The organism is Leeuwenhoekiella sp. NPDC079379 (assembly GCF_044542075.1).
Lineage (GTDB): Bacteria > Bacteroidota > Bacteroidia > Flavobacteriales > Flavobacteriaceae > Leeuwenhoekiella.
Genome location: NZ_JBITTU010000004.1, coordinates 309,480 through 330,512 on the forward strand (window position 1 = coordinate 309,480; position 21,033 = coordinate 330,512).

Here is a 21,033-nt window from a genome sequence, read left to right on the forward strand (position 1 = left end):
TATGAAAGCATTAGTAACCGGTGCAGCCGGTTTTATAGGTTCGCATTGTGCAGAGCGTTTAAAAGCGATGGATTTTGATGTGGTAGGAATAGATAATTTCTCACCTTATTACAGCCCCGATCTAAAAAATAGGAATGCAAAAAGCCTTAAGAATGCAGGTATTCCTATTGAAATAGTGGATTTAAGAAAACCTGAAGATTTTAAAAAATTAAAGGCAGATTTTAATTATATCTTTCATTTTGCTGCTCAACCCGGTATTGCTGCGACTTCAACTTTTGAAGATTATCTGATGAACAATCTGGTGGCGACAAAAAATCTAATGGATTTTGCTCTAACATGTAAAGACTTAAAACTTTTTACTAATATTTCTACATCTTCAATATACGGTCTTAGAGCAACCTTAACCGAAGATGCAGCACCAGAACCTGCTTCCTTATATGGCGTTACAAAACTAGCGGCAGAACAACTGGTTTTGTCAAAGGCCAGAGAAAATCAAATTAAGTCATGTTCTTTACGGTTGTTTTCGGTTTATGGTCCTCGAGAGCGTCCTGAGAAATTATACACAAAGCTAATAGGTTGTGGTTTCTTTCATCAGGAATTTCCACTTTTTGAAGGTAGCGAGACTCACGTACGCAGTTTTACTTTTGTAGATGATATTATTGACGGCGTGGTAAGCGTTATTGGTAAAGAAGCGGTCGTAGATGGCGAAGTAATTAATCTGGGAACCGAGCAGGAGCACACCACTGGCGAGGGAATGGCAATCGTAGAAGAATTATTAGATACGCAGATACGTAAAGATATTGTAGGCAAACGTGGCGGAGATCAAATGTTCACCAAAGCAAATATTGATAAAGCCAGACGCTTGTTAGATTACAACCCTACCACGACTTTAAAAGATGGTTTAGCTAAGCAAATAGACTGGTATCGAAAAGAATTTGTAGAGTAAAAACTATGATGCTAACCGAAAAAGACAAAGCCTTTGTCAAAATGTGGCGCGAAAAAAGAACGGCAAAATTTCAATTTTTTAGTGGAATCGTGCTGCAGATTGTTCTAATTGCCGTTACGTATAAGTTGGTTGTTAATTATTTTTCCGGCGGAATATTTGATATTGAAGTATTTCTCAAATACGGTCTTTTTGGGTTGATACTGGGAATTGTCGTGGCGTTCTTTAAATTTAGAACTAATGAAAAGCGCTATAAAAAGCTGAAGCCTGGAAGTTAAAATCGCAAAAAGGTAAAAATAAAACCACTGACTAAACGTGTACTCGAGTTACTACATTTAGTCAGTGGTTTTTTTAATTATTCTAGCATAGAAAAGTCTGCGATACCGCGTATTTCGGTAGATAGTTCACCTAAGGCACCTGCATTAACCTGAGCTCCCGTGTAAATACGTATAAAGTCAATACCTCTTAAATTAACAGAATTTCCGTCTGCATCTATGGCTTGATCTATATCAAGAAGGTTTCCTTTATAAGTGGCATAATCTGCATCGTAATTATCTACATAACCCCATTCTAGCGCAGCAATATTTGTAAATCCGCTGTTGGATACTACAGGAAAGACACGAGTTCCTGTGTACGATACTTCTTCAAGTTCGGTGATAAAAAGCGGATAAAAGTTTTGGGGGTGATATGAGTTCACCGCAACACTTCCTGCAGTATTGGAGCTGTCTAACCACGGCACGTCTGCGTGCATTCCCGGGTTAGTATACGTTGTCGTGTAATTTGTAAGTGTTGCTGCATCGGCGTGAGCACTTCCGCGTAGCTCATAAAAGGTATCATCGGCGAGTCCGTTTCCATTAGCATCAAAAGAAACTTGTACAATACCGGGTTCAGAAAGGCCATTAAATGCGTTACCATAAACCAGAAAATCTTTAGCGTCTGCCACATTCTCTATTGTATGATCAAAACCTACTAAAATAGAACCTCCCCAGGCACCTAGTGAAATTGTATTTGTAGTGCTCCCGATTAGTTTTTGGGCATCCTCGGGAGTACCAAATGAACTATTAATAAATTGACCTGGAGCCGGGTTATATGCAAGTAATTGAGAGATTAACGGGCTACTTTCAGAAGATTTGGGTCTGTAATACACATCATAAGGATCGTTCACTTTAATCTGATAGGTACGGGAAATAGAATCAAGATCGCTTAAAGCTTTAAACGTGAGTTCAAATGTTTTGGCCTGCTTAGGAGTGTATTCTAAGTTTTGTAATTTGCTTAGGACAGTATCTTCAGTAGTCCATTTAAATTGCACGTTTTCGGGAAGATTTAAAATTTCCTGATTCAGTTTAAGCGTGTCTCCTAAAAGGAGTTCAAGGTTGGTTTCATAGGTTGGTGTTGTAAATTCCATAGGGGTGAAAGCCGTGTCATCATCATTAGCACAGGATGCTGATAGCATAATGATTCCTGCCAGAAAAAGTAGTTTGATTGTGTTTTTGTGTTGCATAATACTAGATATACTAATTAATAAAAGGTTACTTTTTTAGTAAATCGTACAACGGGAAATAGATATAGATAGAAGAAGCACACCTTAAAATTAAGGCGCACAGAACAATCTACCCAAAGCAATAACTCCCGAAAGCTTTGATTTATAATAGATTGTGGCAGGTCTTCTGACTCATCCCTCGTTTTAACCCTTCCCATCATTGCGACAGTGGTTATGTTAAACGATTATCCTGTAATACAGAATAGGATTTACAGCAGCGGGAACTGTTCAGGATTTACACCTGATTCCCTTTTAATACAGCATAAGAATGCTATAACCAAAAATCTATACAACGTTAGTATATTTTAATAAGCTAACTCAATGTTTCTAGAATAAAAACAAATTATTTTAACTTAAATGTATATATTACATTTAAGTTAGTATGTATAGGTTCGTAATTATGAAGAAAAGGCTATTGTTAAGTTCTGCTATGTTATTAGTGGTTTTAAGCAGCTGTAAGCAGACAGATAAAGCAAAACAAACCAGTAATCAGGATAAATCTGAAGATTTAATAACAAATCCTATTGCTGAGGGCTATTACGCAGATCCTTCTATTGTTCAGGAAGAGGGTACATTTTATATTTATGCAACCAAAGACCCGTGGGGTAAACAAGACCTTGCCGTTTTAGAGTCGACCGATTTTAAAAACTGGGAACAGAAAACTTTAAACTGGCCTACAAAAGAGGCGTGCACGAGCCCCACTTCAAACGGAAGTATGGTTTGGGCACCTTCCGTAATTAAAGCTAAAAACGGTAAGTTTTATATGTATGTGTCTGTAGGAAGTGAGGTTTGGGCAGGTGTTGCTGAATCTCCTTTAGGACCGTGGAAAAATGCCAAAGAAGATGAAAGTCCTTTAATAAAAGGAAATCTATTCCCTGAGTATCATATGATAGATGCGGAAGCTTTTATAGATGATGATGGGCAGGCTTATTTATATTGGGGTTCTGGGTTGAACTGGGTTAACGGGCATTGTTTTGTTGTAAAACTGGGTGCAGATATGATCACCTTTGAAGGTGAAATTAAAGATGTAACGCCAGCCAATTATTTTGAAGCTCCTGTAATGGTTAAAAGAGATGGTGTGTATTACTTAATGTATTCAGACGGAAAGGTAATAGAAGACACCTACAAAGTGCGTTATGCTATAGGAGACAATCCGTATGGGCCGTTTACTGAAGCTGAAAACAGTCCTATACTTTCTACAGAAACCGATTCTACAACCTATAGCCCCGGGCATCATACTGTTTTTAATAGCAGTGGACAGGATTATATTTTGTATCACAGACATTCTGCAAACTCGCCAAACTCTGAAGATTTGCTTCGGGAATTGTGTGTAGACAGTTTAAACTTTACAAAAGATGGTTTAATAGAAAAAGTTAGACCTTCCGGGATTGCAGCTTTTAAAAGTAAAGCCCTGGAAAATTAGAAATTAGAAAAGAGGTTAATTTTTGTATTAGATTCAGAAAATAGAAATCAGAACTTTTTCAATAACTCCTGTGCAGCCTGAAACGGAGTAGTTTTTCCTTCGTTTAGAGCTTCAAGAAGTAGCGGTAGTTTTGCTTTTATTTTAGGGTCTGAGTAAAAGTTATCTTTAAGGGTATTTTCTATAGTGTTTTTTAACCAGTAGGTGTTTTGCTTTTTACGGTTGGTTTCAAAATAACCATTTTCATTTACAAGTTTTATATAATTAGAAATTGTTTCCCAGATTTCTTCTATACCTTCATTTTGTAGTGCGCTGCAACGTTTCACTTCTGGAGACCATTCACTTTCTTTAGCGGGATAAAGGTGTAGGGCTTTTGCAAATGCACTGGCAGCAAGTTTGGCTGCATTTTTATTGTCGCCATCGGCTTTATTAATAACCAGCAAATCTGCCATTTCCATTATTCCGCGTTTGATGCCTTGGAGTTCGTCACCGGCTCCTGCTAATTTTAGTAACAGGAAAAAATCGGTCATCGCGTGAACAGCGGTTTCACTTTGTCCCACGCCCACCGTTTCAATAAGAATAACCTCATATCCGGCAGCTTCACAAAGTATTATAGCTTCGCGGGTTTTGCGGGCAACTCCTCCCAGAGAATCTCCTGCTGCAGATGGTCTTATAAATGCACGTTCATTTACAGATAAGGTTTCCATTCGGGTTTTGTCACCCAAAATACTTCCGTGGCTAATGCTGCTACTAGGGTCAATTGCCAGAACGGCAATCTTTTTACCCTGTTGCGTTAGATGGTGACCTAAGGCTTCTATAAACGTACTTTTTCCTACGCCGGGAACTCCGGTTATACCTATACGTATAGATTTATTAGCGTGTGGTAGACAGCCAGTTAATACTTCTTGAGCGATTGCTTGATGACGTGCTGCAGTACTTTCAGCCAGGGTAATACTTCGGCTAAGTGCGGTTGTATTTCCTGAGCAAATTTGCGCGATAAGTTGCTGCGTATCGGGTAAATTTCGGCGTTTAGCAATTATAGTATTTGCTGAAGTAGAATCGATATGATTCGTTTTTTTAGACATTTTTTAAGCAATTTTCAAAATGGAATAAAGGTAAGGGAAATGATTAAAGTAGAAATACGAAATACGAAATACGAAATGATTTCATTAAATGAAAGCGCATAAATACGGAGTTTAATTTGATCTCCTATTAATAAGCGTTTTTTCAAATACAATTTGAAATTAGACTCAATTTACTTTTTGTGAAATCTTTAGTAAGCTGAAGTTGATTTCTGTTTTTTGTATTGGTATCTTGAACCCTTAATCATTGAAAAATTCTAGATATGAAAGCTTTATATAAAGCAAAAGCGACTGCAACGGGTGGTCGTGACGGCAGTGTTTCAACAGATGACGGAACTTTAGATTTTAAATTATCTGTACCAAAGGGTCTTGGTGGTGCAGGAGGAGAAGGTACAAACCCAGAGCAACTTTTTGCTGCAGGATATTCTGCTTGTTTTGGTAGTGCTTTGGCTCATGTGGCCCGAGAGAAAAAAGTAGATCTTGGTGATTATACGGTTACTGCAACGGTAAAAATCGGCAAAAACGAAGAAGAAATGTTTCAGCTGGCTGTAGTGCTTGACTGCTACCTACCAACTGTAGATGTAGAACAAGGTGAAGAGCTGGTAAACGAGGCTCACGAAGTATGCCCGTATTCTCGCGCTACGATGGATAATATTGACGTGACTTTAAACTTACTTTTAGACGAATAAGTTTAGGCATATCATAAAGAACTAAAAAACCCGCAGTACGCGGGTTTTTTTATGCTTTTTAGTTTTTTGGGAAAGGAGGTGGGGGCGGTGGAGGAATATGAGTCGTGTCAATTTCTAAATAATAAGAAATTTGTAAATCATACTTTTCCTGAATTTCAGTCATCGTTTTTGTAATAAAAAGTAAGGTGTTTTTTAAATTTTCAACAGGCGTATTTCGTCTCTCGTGAGAGTAATGAACACTAATTAAGACCCTTCTTAATTTCTCTTTATTAAAATAGGGTGATCTGAGTTGCTTATCTAAAGAGACTTGAACTTTTTCGTCAAAGAATTTTGGTGAGATTTTAGAATTGTAAGTCTTTAGTAGAGAATCGTTTTGAAAATCAAAAAAATCAACCCTTCTATAACAGGCAACACCTCTACTTTGAGAGCATTCCTTAAAAACTGCAATTTTAAAATGGGTATTGTTATGCTTAAAACTTAAAACATTTGTTTTATTGTCGCAGGAATTTTTATCCATTGCTGCGACTAGTTCTTCGTACGTTTTATAATCATCGAGATTGACGTTACTATTCTCTAGATCAATTGCATTAAATCGTTCTTTATTCGGAAAATAAAACGTTTCAACATCTTGAAATTCTTCTGCAATTTCTGGCGGATTTTCACAAGAATACAGCCCTGAAAGAACTACCATAATCAAAATATAGAGGTGTCTCATAAAAGCCTGTTTTCAGTTTTAAAATCAAATAACATGCCATTATTCCTAGTTCTAAATTATTTAATTACAATTTTGCAACGTAGGCGAAATAGATTCGTCTTTAGAAAAGGAATTAGCAACTAACCAAACCATCATTTTGCAAATTACCGAAATACTTGAACGATGTAAACAAAACGACAGGCGGGCGCAGATGCAACTGTATAATAAATACAGCCAGGGTATGTACTACGTAGCGTTTAGGTTTTTGAAAAACTCTTTTGAAGCTGAAGAAGCGATGCAGGAGGGTTTTGTAAAAGCGTTTACAAAAATGCATCAATACAATGGAGAGGTGACATTTGGTGCCTGGCTCAAGCGTATTGTGATCAATAAGAGCATAGATATGCTTAAGGCTAAAAAGCTTGAGCTGGTTGCGATAAATGAGCAGGTTTTAGGTACTGTAGACGATGACAATGACTGGGAGGTAGAAGATGGTATCACAGTAGACCAGATTAAGGAAGCTATTGAAGAACTTCCAGAACGGTACCGGTATGCTGTTATGCTCTTCTTAATTGAAGGTTATGACCACCAGGAAATATCTGAAATATTAGAAATTACTGAAGTCGCATCACGTACACTGGTGCACAGAGGTAAAAAGAAATTACAAGAAAAATTAAAAACAAAATATCATGGCACAGGATATTAGAGAGCTTCTTAAAAATGATTTGAGTGTCCCTACTGAAGGGTTAAAGCCTAATCATGAAGCTCGATTTAATGCAAGACTTGACGCTAATTATGGCGCTCAGGCTAAGGCAAAAGCAGAGGGTTACCTCTGGATGAAAATTGCTGCTGTACTGGTTGTACTAATCGCCGTTACCGGGTTACTGTTAAATAATCCGTTTAGTGCCTCTATTCAGCAACAACAGCCTACAGAAGCTAACTCTGTAGCGAGTGCAGAAACCACAAAGGTTCAATTAAGTGATTTCTCACCAGAGTATAAGCAAATAGAAGATCGCTATCTGGCAAGCATACATATGGAGCTTGCTCAGCTAAATGTAAATGATGATAATAAAGCAGTTGTAGATGCTTTTATGGGACAGCTAGAAGAGCTTAACCAGGAGTATGACCGTCTTAATAGTGATCTGGTTGAAACCGGGGTTAACGATCAAAACATACAATCACTTATAGATAATTTACAGTTTAGGCTAGACCTTTTATTAAAGTTAAAAGAAAAACTGAATGAATTACAAGAATCTCAATTTGATGAGATTAAAACCAACACCGTATAATATAATGAGACTATTTGTTCATTTATGTGCGCTTACCCTCTTAGTGAATCTTACTTCACAAGTACACGCACAAACCACAAACACTAAATTTAACGAGCGTTTTTCAACGCGTGCAGATGTTAGCATTAATGCAGATACACAGTATGCAGATGTGGTTATTGAAAATTGGAATAAAAATGAAGTTGCTGTAGAAGCAGTTATAGAATCTGATGATCTTTCTAAAGAAGAAATTAAAGAGCTACTTAAAGGTTGGCAGGTACAAGTACAAGGTAATAGTAATGCTGTGCAAATACTAAGCAGAGGAGCTCCTGCTGCAGTAAATATCGCTTTAAGTGATGTACAAATGCGGGGAGCTAATGATCTAATCGCATCGTCTATGCAGATGATGCAGCCTATGATGAAGAATATGCTGAGCCCTATGCTTGAGCAGTTTTCAGGAATGAAATTACCTGCGGAATATTATAAGGGAATGAAAAATATTTCATTTGATTACAATGCATACAAGCGGGATGGGGAGAAGTATTTAGAGCAGTATAAAAAGAAGATCGAAGCTAATTTTGGTGAAGACTTTGATGCGGTGATGAAAAAATGGGAACGCAACAATCAAAAGAAAGTTGCTGCAGGACAAGGACTAGCCGGAAGTAGTCTATTAGGAATGCCAAAATCGCCATTCTCAAAGCAAATGAATTTTGATGCGGATGCCTATAAAAGAGATAAAAAAGGCTATGTATCTGCGATGAATAAAAAATATGGTACGAGTGTAAGTGTGTCACAGACCGATAAGTGGCGCGCAGATATGGAAGCCTGGGGAGCAGATTTTAATAAAGATATGAAAGCCTGGGGTGAGCGTTTTGGGAAACAGTTTGGTGGTTCTACCGAAGCTTTAGGGGCTAATTTCAGTAGAGCTTTAGAAAGCGATATGGCGGCTTTAGGACAAAATATAGGTAAAGCTATGGAAGGCTGGAGCGATAGTTTTGCTAAGAAGCTTGAGCAAATGGCAGAACAACAGGGAGGTAATCTTCAGAAAACGGTTACCCGTGATGCTAATGGTAATGTGAGCACGCAAATGACTTATAGTTTTACGGGATCTAATGTTCCTAACGTAGCTAAACCTAAAGGATCATACAAACGTAAGATTGTGGTGCGTATGCCTAATGATGCTAAACTAGATCTTAATGTACGTCACGGTAATATAAAAATTGCTGAGGCTACTAATGCTAAAGTAAATTTGTCGCACGGTGATTTTATTGCCAACACCATTTCGGGAGATAAAACATTTATAAACGTAGCATATAGTCCTGTTGATGTGGCAACCTGGGATTATGGTACACTGCAGGCGAGTTATACAAAATCCTGTGTGATAGATAAGGCTAAAAGCATCAATATAAATTCAAGAGCAAGCAGTATTGTTATAAATGAATTACAAGATGCAGCGGTTATTACTGGTAGTTTTGGTGAGTTGTCAATACCTAAGTTGGGTAAAAATTTCAAGACTTTAAATATAAGCGTAGAGAATAGTGATGTGGTACTTAATCTGCCAGATACACCTTTCCATTTTAATTTTAACGGTGTACGTAGTCGTTTAAATTATCCAAAAAGTTTAGATGCAAAAGTGATGGAAGGTTATAACAGCAGTATGGTAAATGGTTTTTACAAATCGAGAAATACAGATAGTATTATTGCCATCTCTTCAAAATTTAGTGATATAGTTTTAAATTAGTTTTAAGTTAATTGGTAAAAAGTCCGTTCCTGCCAGAACGGACTTTTTTGTGCTTAATAATTTCAATAGAATTGTATTTTTGAGCGTATGCAAACACGAGATTTTTCAGCAGAATTAAGCAAATTAACTTCCGGTTTTACGCCGATAATTGACACCACTTATAAAGCGGAAGATTATAAATTTCTTGATCTTTCGGTAACCAACCCGATTTTAAAAGAAGTAGATACAAGCTCTGCGGGAGTAATACAACTTTACATAAATACTTATTTGTCTAAAGTAGATGGAACTATCGCTTATGGTGGGTATTTAGAAAAGCGTAGTATTTACGACCGAAGCCTTTATTTTAGTAATACAGATGCAGTGCTAAAGCGTAATATACATTTGGGTCTTGACATCTGGTGTCCTCAAGGTACAGCGGTTTTAGTACCTGTAAAAGGTATCGTACATAGCTTTAAAGATAACCGCAATCACGGCGATTACGGGCCGTGTATCGTTTTAGAACATCGTTTTGAAAATCTTACATTTTACACACTTTACGGCCATTTAACTCGATCTTCTTTATCTAATTTAAGCATAGGACAAATGTTTGAGGCTGGTGAAATCCTGGCCCATCTTGGCGTACCCGAAGAAAATGGCGATTATGCTCCGCATTTACACTTTCAGATTATTCGAGATATACAAGATAATAGGGGTGATTATCCGGGAGTGTCTACGCTTCAGAATCTAGATTTTTACAAGAAAAATTGTCCCGATCCGCAACTACTACTTAAATTTAATACGCTGTAGATTTAGATAAAATCAATTTCAGTTTCCGCAACTTCTTCAATATAAAATGACATAATAGTTTCAAAAAACTACTATTTCTTAAGGATTACTATTGTTAAAAAATTAAGATGAAAGTAGGTAACTAACCGTAAATGATGTTATTTAAGTAAAATACTGTTAAGATAGTATTAGGTTAAGCTAAGATAAAGTTAAAAAAGGATTTAGATCCCTGCTAATTTTATTCCGCAGTTAATGATTCCCTAAGGGGTTATTAATTCTCACGAAGCAACTAACCTAAACTGTCTAACAAATGAGTCAAAAATTAAATCAATTAGTAGTAGCTAAGCGTAAGGCTTATAAAAACAATGGACATCTTCTCTTTGGTCTATTTTTACTGTGTTCTTTTATTACCCATTCACAACGTACACTTACAGGAACGGTAAAAGATGATAATGGAGTTTTACTCCCTGGTGTTAACGTAAAGGAGAAAGGTGTTTCAAACGGTTATATCACAGATTTTGATGGTAATTTTCAGTTAACCACCCAAAATGAGGCTGCAGTTTTAATATTCTCGTATGTAGGATTTGAAACTTTAGAAGTATCAACACAAGGTAAAACAGAATTTAATATCACATTAAAAGAAAACCTTGAGGCTCTTTCTGAAGTCGTGGTTATAGGTTATGGTACACAAAAGCGCGCCGATGTAACCAGTGCAGTGGCTAGTGTAAAGTCTGAAGACTTTATAGAAGGTAACGTGCGTGACGCAGCCCAACTTGTACAGGGTAAAGTAGCCGGTCTTTCGGTTTCTGCACCTTCTGGAGATCCTACAGCGGGTACGCAAATACAATTAAGAGGTATTGCATCACTTAATGGCAGCAGCGCTCCTTTAATTCTTGTAGATGGTGTTCCCGGAAGTTTACAAACTGTTGCTCCCGAAGATATTGCTTCTATAGACGTTCTTAAAGATGGGTCTGCGACTGCTATTTATGGTACTCGGGGTACAAACGGTGTGATCATTATTACTACCAAAGGGGCAAATAATGATATGCAAAATACAATCGAATATACAGGAAATGTGTCCTTTCAATCTATTAGTAACAATCTCGACTTCTTAAATGCTTCAGAACTTAGAGAGAAGTATGCTGAGGGTTATACGTTTACCGGAGCTAATTTTGAAGATTTTGGTTCAGATACAGACTGGTTAGATGAGATTACTCAAAATGCTGTAAGTACTGTGCACAATGTACTTTTTAGGGGCGGAAACAAAACAACAAACCTGAGTGCTTCGGTTAATTACAGAAACCTGGAAGGAATTTTTATAAATACCAATAACAAACGCTATACCGGTCGTATAGATGTCAACCACGCGATGTTTGACAATAAATTGAAAGCCAATTTTAATGTTGTTCTCAGTGAACAGGAATTTTATACCGGTGGCGATGGTTACAGTTTTAACCCGTATGTGTATCGCCAGGCGCTAATACATAATCCTACTGAGCCCGTGCGTAACGAAGATGGGAGCTGGTTTGAAAGAGATGTGTATTTATACGACAACCCGGTCGCTTACCTAAAAGAGACAGACGGTCAAAACCGTTACCGCAATACGCGATTTACAGGAAGTTTAGCTTATTCTCCAATAGAAGATTTAACCATTCAAGGTTTATATACGCGTAAAGGAAATTCAAATATACGAGGCTATTACGAGAGTAAGAATCACGTTTCTACTACAAAAAATGGTGTTGAAGGCTATGCTTCAAGAGGTACCGATGATTATGTGGGAGATTATGGGCAGATTACCTTAGACTACAAGAAAAATTTTGGTCTTCATAAAATCACAGCGCTTGCGGGTTATAACTATGAGAAAAATGTAAACGAAGGTTTTTATGCAAATAACCGCAACTTCCCATCAGATGCATATACTTATAACAATCTTGGTATTGGGCAAGGACTTCCGTTAGGTGAAGCAGGTATGGGAAGTTATAAAAACTCAGACAAGCTCATCGCATTTTTTGGACGGTTAACGTACAACTACGATGATAAATATCTGTTTATGGCAAGTTTACGTCATGAAGGTTCGTCTCGTTTTGGCGCAGATAACAAATGGGGAAGTTTTCCGGGAGTATCTGCAGGATGGCGTATTAATGAGGAAGAATTTATGAAAGATGCCAAGTGGGTAAACAACCTTAAATTAAGAGGAGGTTTTGGTATCACAGGTATTAATGCAGGAAGTTCGTATCAATCTCTAAGTAGCTTAAATTATAGTAACTATTTTTATTACAACGGCAGGTGGTTACGCGAATTAATTCCGTCAAGAAATCCAAATCCGGATCTTAAATGGGAGAAAAAAGAAGAATTTAATATAGGTCTTGATTTCGACCTATTTGATGGTCGCTTAAGCGGTGCATTAGATTATTACAACCGTCACACTAAAGATGCACTCTATAATTACGATGTACCCACACCTCCCTATTTGTACAGCAGTATAACGGCTAACGTTGCTGAGGTAAGTAATGTAGGTTTTGAAGCCTTACTTACTATTTTACCGGTACAGACCGAAAACTTCAACTGGAATTCAACATTTACCTATTCTACAAATAAAAATGAGTTAGTGTCTTTATCTAATGATCAGTTTCAGACAACAAATGATTTTTTCTACACCGGTTACACGGGTGAGCCCATTCAACTTTCTACGCACATCGTACAGGTAGGAGAGAGCATCGGTAATTTCTACGGATTAAAAAGTGTAGATATTTCAGATGAGGGAATCTGGTTAGTAGAGAATGCTGACGTGGAGATTATACCTGCTACAGAATCTTCTACTGCAGACCGCCAGGTTTTAGGAAACGGGTTACCTAAACATTATTTAAGCTGGAATAATACCTTCAATTATAAAAACTGGGATTTAAATGTGAATATGCGTGGAGCTTTTGGGTTTCAGATATTAAACTTTTCAAGAATGTTTTATGAGAATCCTACCATAGGTTACAATGTTCTGGATACTGCTTTTGATGAGGTATATGGTAAAGCTGTGCTCTCTGATGTTCAGCGATTTGTGAGTTACTATGTTGAAGATGGTGATTACTGGAAAATAGATAACGTGACTTTAGGATATACCGTTAATACAGATAAAAGTGACATCATTAAGCGCTTGCGGTTATTTGCGTCTGGTTTAAATCTTGTAACACTTACTGGCTACAAAGGTATTGACCCTGAGGTTAACAGATCTGGCTTATCTCCGGGTAATGATGAGCGGGATAAATATCCTACCACACGCACATTTAGTTTAGGAGTGAACGTAACGTTTTAATAAAAAGACTATGAAAACTATATTTAAGCATATCGTATTAAAAAGATCATTTACAATGCCGGTTTTGGGGTTGTTTGTTTCCCTATCATTTTTAGCCTGTACAAATCTTGAAGAAGAGGTATTTTCAGAAATCACCGAAGATTCATTTGTCCCTGCAGATGAGGATATTGTAGCATTAACGGCTTCTGCCTATACGCCTTTACGCTATATTATGAGCTGGCAGGGGTTGTTTGATGTGCAGGAAGAGTCTGGTGATACCTTTATAACCCCTACGCGACCTAACGGTTGGGATGACGGTGGTACGTACAAAAGAATGCATTTTCACACGTGGGATGAGACGCAATATCAACCAAGAAATACGTGGCTCACTTGCTTTAGAGGTGTAAATAATATCAACAGGGTGATTTCACAGCTAGAGTCTGGCTCCCTTCCTGTAACCCCAGAACAGGCCGCAACAGTAATTTCAGAATTGAGAGCGTTACGAGGATTGTATTATTCAATATTATTAGATACCCACGGGAATGTGCCAATACTCAAAGATTTTAGTGATGAAATTCCGCAACAAAGCACGCGGCAGCAAGTGTATGATTTTGTAGTTTCAGAACTTACTGAAGTTATTCCTGATCTTTCTGAAACCGTAGATGCTACTACCTATGGCAGATTAACGAAGTACGCCGCTATGCAAATTTTAGCTCGGGTATATTTAAATGCTGAGGTGTACACAGGTACTGCAAAATGGGCAGAATGTTTAGCGCTTTGTAATCAAATTATAGATTCTGGGGCTTATAAATTAGATATTGACTACGGTGCGATTTTTACTACTGAAAATCAAAACTCTCCGGAAATTGTTTTTGCTATTCCATACGATCAAATCTATGCAGGAGAGTGGAATCAACACATGAAAATGTTACTGCCCAGTCACCGCGATGTTTTTAAGATGCAATCACAGCCCTGGGGAGGGAGCAGTGCAAATCCGCAAATTATTAATAGTTATGAAAATGGTGATAAACGTCTTGACGAAACCTGGCTTAAGGGAGATCAAAAAAATGCAGATACCGGTGAGACTTTATTTACGCTGGTAAATTTTATGCCCAGTATTTATTTCTGTGAATTTGAAGAAGGTTTACGTTGTCATAAATATGACATTGCCCCGGGATCTAACAGTAGATTAAGTAATGATTTTCCCATGTTTAGATATACAGATGTTTTAATGATGAAGGCTGAAACGCTATTGCGTACAAACCGTGCAGATGAGGCAGCTTTAATTGTAAGTAATATACGGAGCAGAGCTTTTGATAATGCTGAAGATGCAATAGTTACTGGTGCAGAGTTAATTGGTGATACAACGGTAGAATATGGTGTTTTAGGTGAGGACGGTAGTGTTACTGATGCCGGAGACACGACACCGGTTATCTACGGCAGGTTTTTAGATGAACTAGCCTGGGAGTTTACAGCTGAAGCGCGACGTAGAACAGATATGATTCGTTTTGGAGTATACCAGACAAAAAGCTGGTACAACCACACTCCTAAAGGTAATCATACCACACTTTTCCCAATAGGATTAGAAGAGTTAAATACAAATCCTAACCTAAAACAAAATATAGGATACTAAATTTTTTATTTATCTGAATAGCTGAAGAGGCGAACAATTTTAAAATTGTTCGCTTTTTCTATTTGAAAATTTTGAGTTCAGTTACATACTTAAACGAAACTGCGTAGGTGTCATTGCTTTAATCTCTTTAAATTTTCTGTTGAAATTAGCTATATTCTGAAAACCGCAACGCTCAGAGACTTCAGCAATAGGTAGTTCTTTCTCCTTATAAAGCAGCTTACAGGCATACTCAATACGCAACTCAATTAAAAACTGAAGAAAGGTTTTATTAGTACGTTTTTTAAAATATCTGCAGAATGCATTCTTACTCATATTTGCTTTTTCAGCAATTGTCTCTAATGTGATAGGTTCTTGAAAATGATCTAGAGTGTATTGAAAAACATCACTCATACGTTTACCTTCAACTTCTGTATATTTTTTGTGATAGACAAAGGATGATAGCGGCTTTTTATCTGCTCTTAAAATAATCTCAAGTATTTGCAACAAATTTGCAATACGCTCAATACGGTTTTGATATTTTAATTTATTAAATTTTTTAAGCAGTTTATTTTTACAGGAAGTTATTTTAATTCCATACTCAGACTCATCAAAAAAGCTGTCGATTTCAGATAAATCAGTAAGCTTAAAGAACTCTTTTCCGAAAGAATGTTTAGTGAAAAATAGCGTGTACATAACTGATAAATCATTAGTGTTATTATCACTTCTGAACACGTGTGGAATATGCTCTCCTATTATTAGTATGTCATTTTCCTGGTATTCATTTATTGTATCTCCCAAGATTAAACTTCCAGATCCTTTAACAATATAACTTATCTGTATTTCTTCATGTTCATGAAGTTTATCATAAAAAAAATGCTCCCGATCTTCTTGATAAACAAGAGCTTCTTTACCGGGTTTTGGGATTTTAAAAGGAAGAACTTTCATAAGTAGGGGAATTATTAATAAGTATATTGTAGAAATTACACTTATTTATAATGCAAGTCAATACATGAGATAATTTAGTATCAATATCGGTTACTTATGGCGCTATTTTTAGGTCTTTTAAGACTCGATTCTAAAAATCATTAGAGGCATAATTTTAAATGTTTCCGATACATTGATATCACATTGGCGATTTTAGTAGAAGAGATCATAATTTCAGGGTAATATACTATGCGCATCAGCTAACATCAGCACAAATAAAATCTGTAGGAATCTTTTATTTTAGGGGGGTGTTTAGAATTAATAGACATCTCATTTAAAGAAATTTCTATTTACACAACCGTAAAGCTCAATAAATCAATTTAAGAATGACGTATAAAAAAATACTACTCTCTGTTCTGCTAATTACAATTACAACCTTACATAATGTTCAGGCTCAGAACTATTGGGATAAGATCAAAGAAAAAGAATCTACTCTAGGTTTAGAAAATGGTTTTGAAAATTATGAGACCGCACATTTTATTTTAAAACTGGTAAAGTCATCTCAAACTGTAGCTTCCTTATCTCCAAAATCAAATCCCGATTTTGACTTTACGCCCGGTGAGCGTTTAGAATTGCGCTCTAAGGATGGTTTGTATCAACTAGGTGATATTAATTTTAGATTACGCAATTCAGATTCTGTTAAGTGGCGCTCGTATTCTACAGCTGCAAAACGTAAGGTAGTGACACCTGTTAATAAAGAAGGTACATTATCAGCAGCCAATCTTTCTCCAACGCTGGCAGACGATTTACCACTTGATGTAATACGCTATTACGCTCTTGATAATGAAGATTTGATTTTGGGTTTTGAGTTTAAAAACACCACAAATTCTAATTATGAGCTAGGTGCTTTAGGTGTGCCTATGATATTTAATAATATTCTCGAAGGGCATTCTCTTGAAGAAGCTCACGCAAGAAACGTATTTTTTGATCCGTACATAGGGGAAGACGCGGGCTATCTTGAGGTTAAAAAGCTAGATGGGAATGATGAGGTGCTCTTAGTATTACCCGAAGAAAATATGCCTTTTGAAGCGTACAGACCTTTACTAGATGATGCGACACCGCGTAGTATTGTTTTTGAAGGCTTTCACGAGTGGATGTCGTTAAGCAAGGCATATGCAGATAAAGAATGGCTTGGTGTTTCACAATGGAATTCCCCTACTTCCGTTGTGATTAAACCGGGCGAGACTAAAACTTTTTCCTTAAAGTTTACACTTTCACCTTCAGTTAAAGAGGTTCAGCAAACGCTTATAGAAAATGAAATGCCGGTTGCGGTAGGAATCCCGGGATATGTGATTCCACAGAATGTAAATGCAAAACTATTTTTAAATTATACTGCCGCGGTAACTGCTTTAGATGTTGCCCCTAAAGGATCACTTTCCATAGAAAAGAAGGAATCCACAGCTAACGGTTATGCCACGTATGCCGTTAAAGGAGAACAGTGGGGAAGGAGCAGACTTACCATTACTTATGCAGATGGTAAACAGCAAACCGTAAATTATAAGGTTATAAAAGCGGAAGATGAGCTGGTAACTGATTTTGGTAATTTTTTATTTGATAAACAGTGGTACACGAATAAAGAAGACCTGTTCAACAGGGCTCCTTCTCTAATTTCTTACGATTATGAAACAAAGCGACAGGTTACTGAAGATTCTCGTGCGTGGATTTCCGGATTGAGTGATGAAGGTGGAGCCGGTAGTTGGCTGGGAGGGATTATGAAGCAGCTCATAAAACCAGATCAGCAACAGATAGCAAAGCTTGAGGATTTTATAAATCAAACCATCTGGGGCAGATTGCAATATGACACAGGCGAAAACAAATATGGTGTGCGCAAAAGCTTATATTACTATGAACCCGAGCAAATGCCAGCAGGAACGTATAGTGATACCATTAATTACAAAACCTGGGCAGCTTGGAGTAAAGAAGGTGCAGATGATCCAGGGAGATCCTACAACTATCCGCATGTGGTGGCTGCCTACTGGACGATGTACCGCCTGGCGCGATACCACGACGGTTTAGTAACTCAGCAAAGTTGGCAATGGTATTTAGACCAGGCATATGAGACTATTTTAGCAATGAATCGTCTCGCACCGTATTATGCACAATTTGGACAAATGGAGGGCTCTGTTTTTGTTAAAGTCTTAGACGATTTAAAACGCGAGAAACTTACTGAAAAAGCAAATATGCTTGAGTTAGAAATGAAAAAAAGAGCAGATCATTGGGAATCTCTTTCGTACCCTTTTGGTAGTGAAATGCCGTGGGATTCTACCGGTCAGGAAGAGGTTTATATGTGGTCAGATTATTTTGGATATGATGCTAAAGCAGCAGTTACTTTGAACGCTATTTTAGCATATATGCCCACGATGCCACACTGGGCATATAATGGTAATGCCCGCAGGTATTGGGATTTTCTGTATGGTGGAAAACTAACACGTGTAGAGCGTCAGATTCATCACTACGGGTCGGGTATGAATGCTATACCTGTATTAGATGCCTACCGCAAAAGTCCTGAAGATTTACACTTGCTTAAGGTAGGTTATGGTGGCTTGCTGGGTTCTGTCTCTAATATTACAGAAGATGGTTTTGGACCGGCAGCTTTTCACAGTTATCCCTCAACGTTAGAAATTGATTATTTATCTGGTGATTACGGTTCAAACTTTTTTGGATATGCCATAAACACTTCATCCTATTTAGTTAAAGACCCGGATTTTGGGTGGTTAGCCTTCGGCGGAAACATTACCGAAACGACTGATACCACTCGTCTAGAATTAACTACTGCGGCTAAAAATGCGGTGTTTATTCAGCCTTTAAGTTTGTGGATAACGCTTGATGCAGGGCAAGTAGAAGCGGTGACTTATTTTAAGAAAACACAGACTGTAAAATTGCAATTAGCAGCAAAAGATAAATTTACACCTAAAGCTTATATACATCTTCCCGAAGGATTTACCCTAAACTATCCTAAAGAACGGGAGGCTTATGTTATACCATTAGAAAATAAACCAATGTCTATTTTCATCAAAAAATAGGAATCAGGTGGAGTAAAGAAGACTATTAATTTCTATGACTTATCGGACTCAAAACACCAGCTTTAATTTCGGTTTTTAAATCGTTATTCTCTGGTGGTATGGGACAGGAATAGTTGGGACTGTAGGCACAAAACGGATTGTAGGCTTTATTAAAATCGATGATGATGGTATCTCCCTCAGGAATTCTCAAATCGATATATCTGCCGGCACCATAGGTTTCTAAACCGCTGGTATAATCGGTGATGGGCAAGAAGAGATAATCTTTATATTCAGGAATTTCGCGTAAAGACTGTGATTGATAAACTGTTAATTGGTAAGGTTTTCCAAATAATTCAAATTTTGCAAGCGCATAGGTGTCGTATTTTTTTACCACGCCAGAAGAGGTTTGAAAATCTATAGTTATAGGATTTGCAATACGCTCAAATGAGGCCTTTACACGGTAGTTTTCATCAATAGGATAAAAAGTGTGCGTGGTGAATTGCTCAATTTCTTCTAAGGTAAGTGGCGATTCTTCGGGGTTTTTATATTCAGCATTTAAATCGCTTTGAAAGGTCAAAATTTCTTTTTCATAATCGGTTTGTGCGTTTAGATTTCCGCAGTAAATAATTAAGAGTGAAGTATAAAGTGCTGTTTTAATCATTGTAAATGTTTTAATGCGCATATAGGTTTTTAAACGATAAGGGGGTTTGATTAGTTTTCGCTTTAAAAATACGCGAGAAATAGGCATAATCTTCAAAGCCCAGAATTTCAGAGATTTCATTTAGTGAATTTGAAGTATGCACCATAAGACGCTTTGCTTCTAGTAAGGTACGTTCACTTATTAAATCTGTTGTGGTTTTGTCAAGAATAGTTTTGATAATGCGATTGAGATGTTTTGTGGTGATATTGAGTTTCTCAGCATAAAATGAAGCCGACTTTTCTTGTCTAAAGTGAATGTCTAATAATTTTTCAAACTCTTTCAATATTTGCACATAATGAGCAGAAACTGTAGTGTTTTCTTCAGGTTCTTTAGCAATATAAAGCTGTGCCAAATCTATATAGGTAAGATTTATAAGGCTTAGTATTTTTTCAGTTTTGAAAATAGCTGTTTCTTGATATGCTGTATAAATTTCTTTTAAGCGATTAACCATTTGCAGAAGTTGGTTATGACTAAGAGTGATGGTGGGTGTATTATTTATAGAATAATAAAACGGGAAATGCTCAAGACGCTGCTGCGGAAAGGCCATCTCAAAGACGGCTAGAGTATGAAAAAAAATATAGCCTTGTGGTTGCGATGTAAATTTCCAGAAATGTGTTTGCCCGGGATTTAGAAAAAACACAGAACCCGGTTCAATGGCATATTTCGTAAAATCAATTTCGTGCGTACCCGTACCTTCGGTAAAAATTACGCACAAGTAAAAATTATGCGTATGTGGTTTGTGTACCAGTTTTTCATTGACTCGTATATGCTTTGCAAAATCGTTAGCATATAATTCTGAAGCATTAAAATTGTGGTCAAATGCTTCAATTTGTAAAACCGGAATTCGTTTCATACAACTAGTTATGTCCTAAAAGTACAAAAAAGGAGGACATCGGTATAAGTCCTGATGTGGTTTGTAAGTCTAATTTTGCTTTACAAATTAACCACTTCTGTTATGAGTTTACTAGATATCCTTAAGTTTAAATGTCCTAATTGTAAAGAGGGAGCTACTTTTGAATCTAACCAACAGTTGTTTGCTTTGCATATTCCAAAAATGCATACGCGTTGCAAAACTTGTAATCGCAAATTTGAAATAGAATCAGGCTTTTTTATAGGTGCGATGTATGTAAGTTATGGGTTAACAGTAGCAGAATTTCTGGCTGTTTTTATTCTTTCTTATTTTGTATTTCAGACTTCATTAATAACCGCTTTTCTAATTGTTGTGGGTGTAATTTTACTTACCAGTACGCTAAATTTTAAACTCGCACGCACGCTATGGATTTATATGTTCTATTCTAAGTAGTGACTTT

At 37.0% G+C, this 21,033-nt stretch carries 18 protein-coding genes and 1 riboswitch; of the genes, 12 read left to right on the top strand and 6 right to left on the bottom strand.

The genetic code is table 11. The annotated features are described in order from the left end of the window. The first annotated feature begins 1 nt into the window (after position 1). Positions 2–946, top strand: coding sequence for an NAD-dependent epimerase/dehydratase family protein (locus ACIGAM_RS09710; protein ID WP_396511261.1), 945 nt, complete (start codon positions 2–4; stop codon positions 944–946). 5 nt (positions 947–951) lie between these two features. Then, positions 952–1,221, top strand: coding sequence for a hypothetical protein (locus tag ACIGAM_RS09715; protein ID WP_396511262.1), 270 nt, complete (start codon positions 952–954; stop codon positions 1,219–1,221). A 77-nt stretch (positions 1,222–1,298) separates the two neighbouring features. Here ACIGAM_RS09715 and ACIGAM_RS09720 read toward each other — a convergent pair whose 3' ends face one another. Continuing rightward, positions 1,299–2,444, bottom strand: coding sequence for a hypothetical protein (locus ACIGAM_RS09720; RefSeq protein ID WP_396511263.1), 1,146 nt, complete (start codon positions 2,442–2,444; stop codon positions 1,299–1,301). Between the two features lie 138 nt (positions 2,445–2,582). Continuing rightward, a riboswitch (cobalamin riboswitch) is annotated at positions 2,583–2,780 on the bottom strand. Between the two features lie 103 nt (positions 2,781–2,883). Between ACIGAM_RS09720 and ACIGAM_RS09725 the strand changes: the two genes are divergently transcribed. After that, complete coding sequence (locus ACIGAM_RS09725; RefSeq protein ID WP_396511264.1) at positions 2,884–3,906, top strand: family 43 glycosylhydrolase; 1,023 nt, start codon at positions 2,884–2,886, stop codon at positions 3,904–3,906. A gap of 47 nt (positions 3,907–3,953) precedes the next feature. Here the strand turns inward: ACIGAM_RS09725 and meaB are convergent, their stop codons facing one another. Further along, positions 3,954–4,988, bottom strand: a complete 1,035-nt coding sequence (meaB, locus tag ACIGAM_RS09730; protein ID WP_396511265.1) for a methylmalonyl Co-A mutase-associated GTPase MeaB — start codon at positions 4,986–4,988, stop codon at positions 3,954–3,956. A gap of 260 nt (positions 4,989–5,248) precedes the next feature. Here meaB and ACIGAM_RS09735 point away from each other — a divergent pair, with 260 nt between their 5' ends. Next, positions 5,249–5,674: an organic hydroperoxide resistance protein gene (locus ACIGAM_RS09735; protein ID WP_396511266.1), complete on the top strand. Its 426-nt coding sequence runs from the start codon at positions 5,249–5,251 to the stop codon at positions 5,672–5,674. Between the two features lie 58 nt (positions 5,675–5,732). Here ACIGAM_RS09735 and ACIGAM_RS09740 read toward each other — a convergent pair whose 3' ends face one another. Next, on the bottom strand, positions 5,733–6,389 hold the full coding sequence (locus ACIGAM_RS09740; protein WP_396511267.1) for a hypothetical protein: 657 nt from the start codon (positions 6,387–6,389) through the stop codon (positions 5,733–5,735). A gap of 190 nt (positions 6,390–6,579) precedes the next feature. On the opposite strand from ACIGAM_RS09740, the gene ACIGAM_RS09745 reads away from it, so the two are divergent. The 6 genes from ACIGAM_RS09745 to ACIGAM_RS09770 all read left to right on the top strand — a co-directional run bounded on the left by ACIGAM_RS09745 (position 6,580) and on the right by ACIGAM_RS09770 (position 15,058). Continuing rightward, positions 6,580–7,071 carry an RNA polymerase sigma factor gene (locus tag ACIGAM_RS09745; protein ID WP_396511352.1) on the top strand — a complete coding sequence of 164 codons (492 nt, stop codon included), beginning with the start codon at positions 6,580–6,582 and terminating at the stop codon, positions 7,069–7,071. After that, positions 7,055–7,654: a hypothetical protein gene (locus tag ACIGAM_RS09750; RefSeq protein ID WP_396511268.1), complete on the top strand. Its 600-nt coding sequence runs from the start codon at positions 7,055–7,057 to the stop codon at positions 7,652–7,654. Before ACIGAM_RS09745 ends, ACIGAM_RS09750 begins: the two co-directional genes overlap by 17 nt. A 4-nt stretch (positions 7,655–7,658) precedes the next feature. Continuing rightward, positions 7,659–9,374 carry a hypothetical protein gene (locus tag ACIGAM_RS09755; protein WP_396511269.1) on the top strand — a complete coding sequence of 572 codons (1,716 nt, stop codon included), beginning with the start codon at positions 7,659–7,661 and terminating at the stop codon, positions 9,372–9,374. 87 nt (positions 9,375–9,461) lie between these two features. Beyond that, positions 9,462–10,160, top strand: a complete 699-nt coding sequence (locus ACIGAM_RS09760) for a peptidoglycan DD-metalloendopeptidase family protein (RefSeq protein WP_396511270.1) — start codon at positions 9,462–9,464, stop codon at positions 10,158–10,160. A gap of 289 nt (positions 10,161–10,449) precedes the next feature. After that, complete coding sequence (locus tag ACIGAM_RS09765) at positions 10,450–13,446, top strand: SusC/RagA family TonB-linked outer membrane protein (RefSeq protein WP_396511271.1); 2,997 nt, start codon at positions 10,450–10,452, stop codon at positions 13,444–13,446. Between the two features lie 10 nt (positions 13,447–13,456). Beyond that, positions 13,457–15,058 (top strand): RagB/SusD family nutrient uptake outer membrane protein, encoded by a 1,602-nt coding sequence (locus ACIGAM_RS09770; RefSeq protein WP_396511272.1) that lies wholly within the window; start codon positions 13,457–13,459, stop codon positions 15,056–15,058. 81 nt (positions 15,059–15,139) lie between these two features. Here ACIGAM_RS09770 and ACIGAM_RS09775 read toward each other — a convergent pair whose 3' ends face one another. Then, a complete protein-coding gene (locus ACIGAM_RS09775) occupies positions 15,140–15,982 on the bottom strand; it encodes an AraC family transcriptional regulator (protein WP_396511273.1) in 843 nt (280 codons plus the stop codon). Positions 15,983–16,347: 365 nt separating this feature from the next. Between ACIGAM_RS09775 and ACIGAM_RS09780 the strand changes: the two genes are divergently transcribed. Continuing rightward, the gene (locus ACIGAM_RS09780) at positions 16,348–19,044 is read left to right on the top strand and encodes a DUF5695 domain-containing protein (protein WP_396511274.1); all 2,697 of its coding nucleotides are present in this window, start codon (positions 16,348–16,350) and stop codon (positions 19,042–19,044) included. A gap of 25 nt (positions 19,045–19,069) precedes the next feature. On the opposite strand, the gene ACIGAM_RS09785 is transcribed toward ACIGAM_RS09780, so the two are convergent. Together ACIGAM_RS09785 and ACIGAM_RS09790 are read right to left on the bottom strand one after the other, a co-directional pair. Next, positions 19,070–19,684 (bottom strand): DUF1684 domain-containing protein, encoded by a 615-nt coding sequence (locus tag ACIGAM_RS09785; protein ID WP_396511275.1) that lies wholly within the window; start codon positions 19,682–19,684, stop codon positions 19,070–19,072. Between the two features lie 10 nt (positions 19,685–19,694). Then, the gene (locus ACIGAM_RS09790; RefSeq protein WP_396511276.1) at positions 19,695–20,576 is read right to left on the bottom strand and encodes an AraC family transcriptional regulator; all 882 of its coding nucleotides are present in this window, start codon (positions 20,574–20,576) and stop codon (positions 19,695–19,697) included. A 102-nt stretch (positions 20,577–20,678) separates the two neighbouring features. Here ACIGAM_RS09790 and ACIGAM_RS09795 point away from each other — a divergent pair, with 102 nt between their 5' ends. Further along, on the top strand, positions 20,679–21,026 hold the full coding sequence (locus ACIGAM_RS09795; RefSeq protein WP_396511277.1) for a DUF983 domain-containing protein: 348 nt from the start codon (positions 20,679–20,681) through the stop codon (positions 21,024–21,026). The last annotated feature ends 7 nt before the right edge of the window (positions 21,027–21,033 follow it).

Bases quoted from the DNA above. Each gene is read 5' to 3' on its own strand.
- ACIGAM_RS09785 (WP_396511275.1), bottom strand. From the start codon at position 19,684: ATGATTAAAACAGCACTTTATACTTCACTCTTAATTATTTACTGCGGA.
- ACIGAM_RS09775 (WP_396511273.1), bottom strand. From the start codon at position 15,982: ATGAAAGTTCTTCCTTTTAAAATCCCAAAACCCGGTAAAGAAGCTCTT.
- ACIGAM_RS09765 (WP_396511271.1), top strand. From the start codon at position 10,450: ATGAGTCAAAAATTAAATCAATTAGTAGTAGCTAAGCGTAAGGCTTAT.
- meaB (WP_396511265.1), bottom strand. From the start codon at position 4,988: ATGTCTAAAAAAACGAATCATATCGATTCTACTTCAGCAAATACTATA.
- ACIGAM_RS09790 (WP_396511276.1), bottom strand. From the start codon at position 20,576: ATGAAACGAATTCCGGTTTTACAAATTGAAGCATTTGACCACAATTTT.
- ACIGAM_RS09755 (WP_396511269.1), top strand. From the start codon at position 7,659: ATGAGACTATTTGTTCATTTATGTGCGCTTACCCTCTTAGTGAATCTT.
- ACIGAM_RS09740 (WP_396511267.1), bottom strand. From the start codon at position 6,389: ATGAGACACCTCTATATTTTGATTATGGTAGTTCTTTCAGGGCTGTAT.
- ACIGAM_RS09725 (WP_396511264.1), top strand. From the start codon at position 2,884: ATGAAGAAAAGGCTATTGTTAAGTTCTGCTATGTTATTAGTGGTTTTA.
- ACIGAM_RS09710 (WP_396511261.1), top strand. From the start codon at position 2: ATGAAAGCATTAGTAACCGGTGCAGCCGGTTTTATAGGTTCGCATTGT.
- ACIGAM_RS09760 (WP_396511270.1), top strand. From the start codon at position 9,462: ATGCAAACACGAGATTTTTCAGCAGAATTAAGCAAATTAACTTCCGGT.
- ACIGAM_RS09720 (WP_396511263.1), bottom strand. From the start codon at position 2,444: ATGCAACACAAAAACACAATCAAACTACTTTTTCTGGCAGGAATCATT.
- ACIGAM_RS09780 (WP_396511274.1), top strand. From the start codon at position 16,348: ATGACGTATAAAAAAATACTACTCTCTGTTCTGCTAATTACAATTACA.
- ACIGAM_RS09795 (WP_396511277.1), top strand. From the start codon at position 20,679: ATGAGTTTACTAGATATCCTTAAGTTTAAATGTCCTAATTGTAAAGAG.
- ACIGAM_RS09745 (WP_396511352.1), top strand. From the start codon at position 6,580: ATGCAACTGTATAATAAATACAGCCAGGGTATGTACTACGTAGCGTTT.
- ACIGAM_RS09750 (WP_396511268.1), top strand. From the start codon at position 7,055: ATGGCACAGGATATTAGAGAGCTTCTTAAAAATGATTTGAGTGTCCCT.
- ACIGAM_RS09735 (WP_396511266.1), top strand. From the start codon at position 5,249: ATGAAAGCTTTATATAAAGCAAAAGCGACTGCAACGGGTGGTCGTGAC.
- ACIGAM_RS09715 (WP_396511262.1), top strand. From the start codon at position 952: ATGATGCTAACCGAAAAAGACAAAGCCTTTGTCAAAATGTGGCGCGAA.
- ACIGAM_RS09770 (WP_396511272.1), top strand. From the start codon at position 13,457: ATGAAAACTATATTTAAGCATATCGTATTAAAAAGATCATTTACAATG.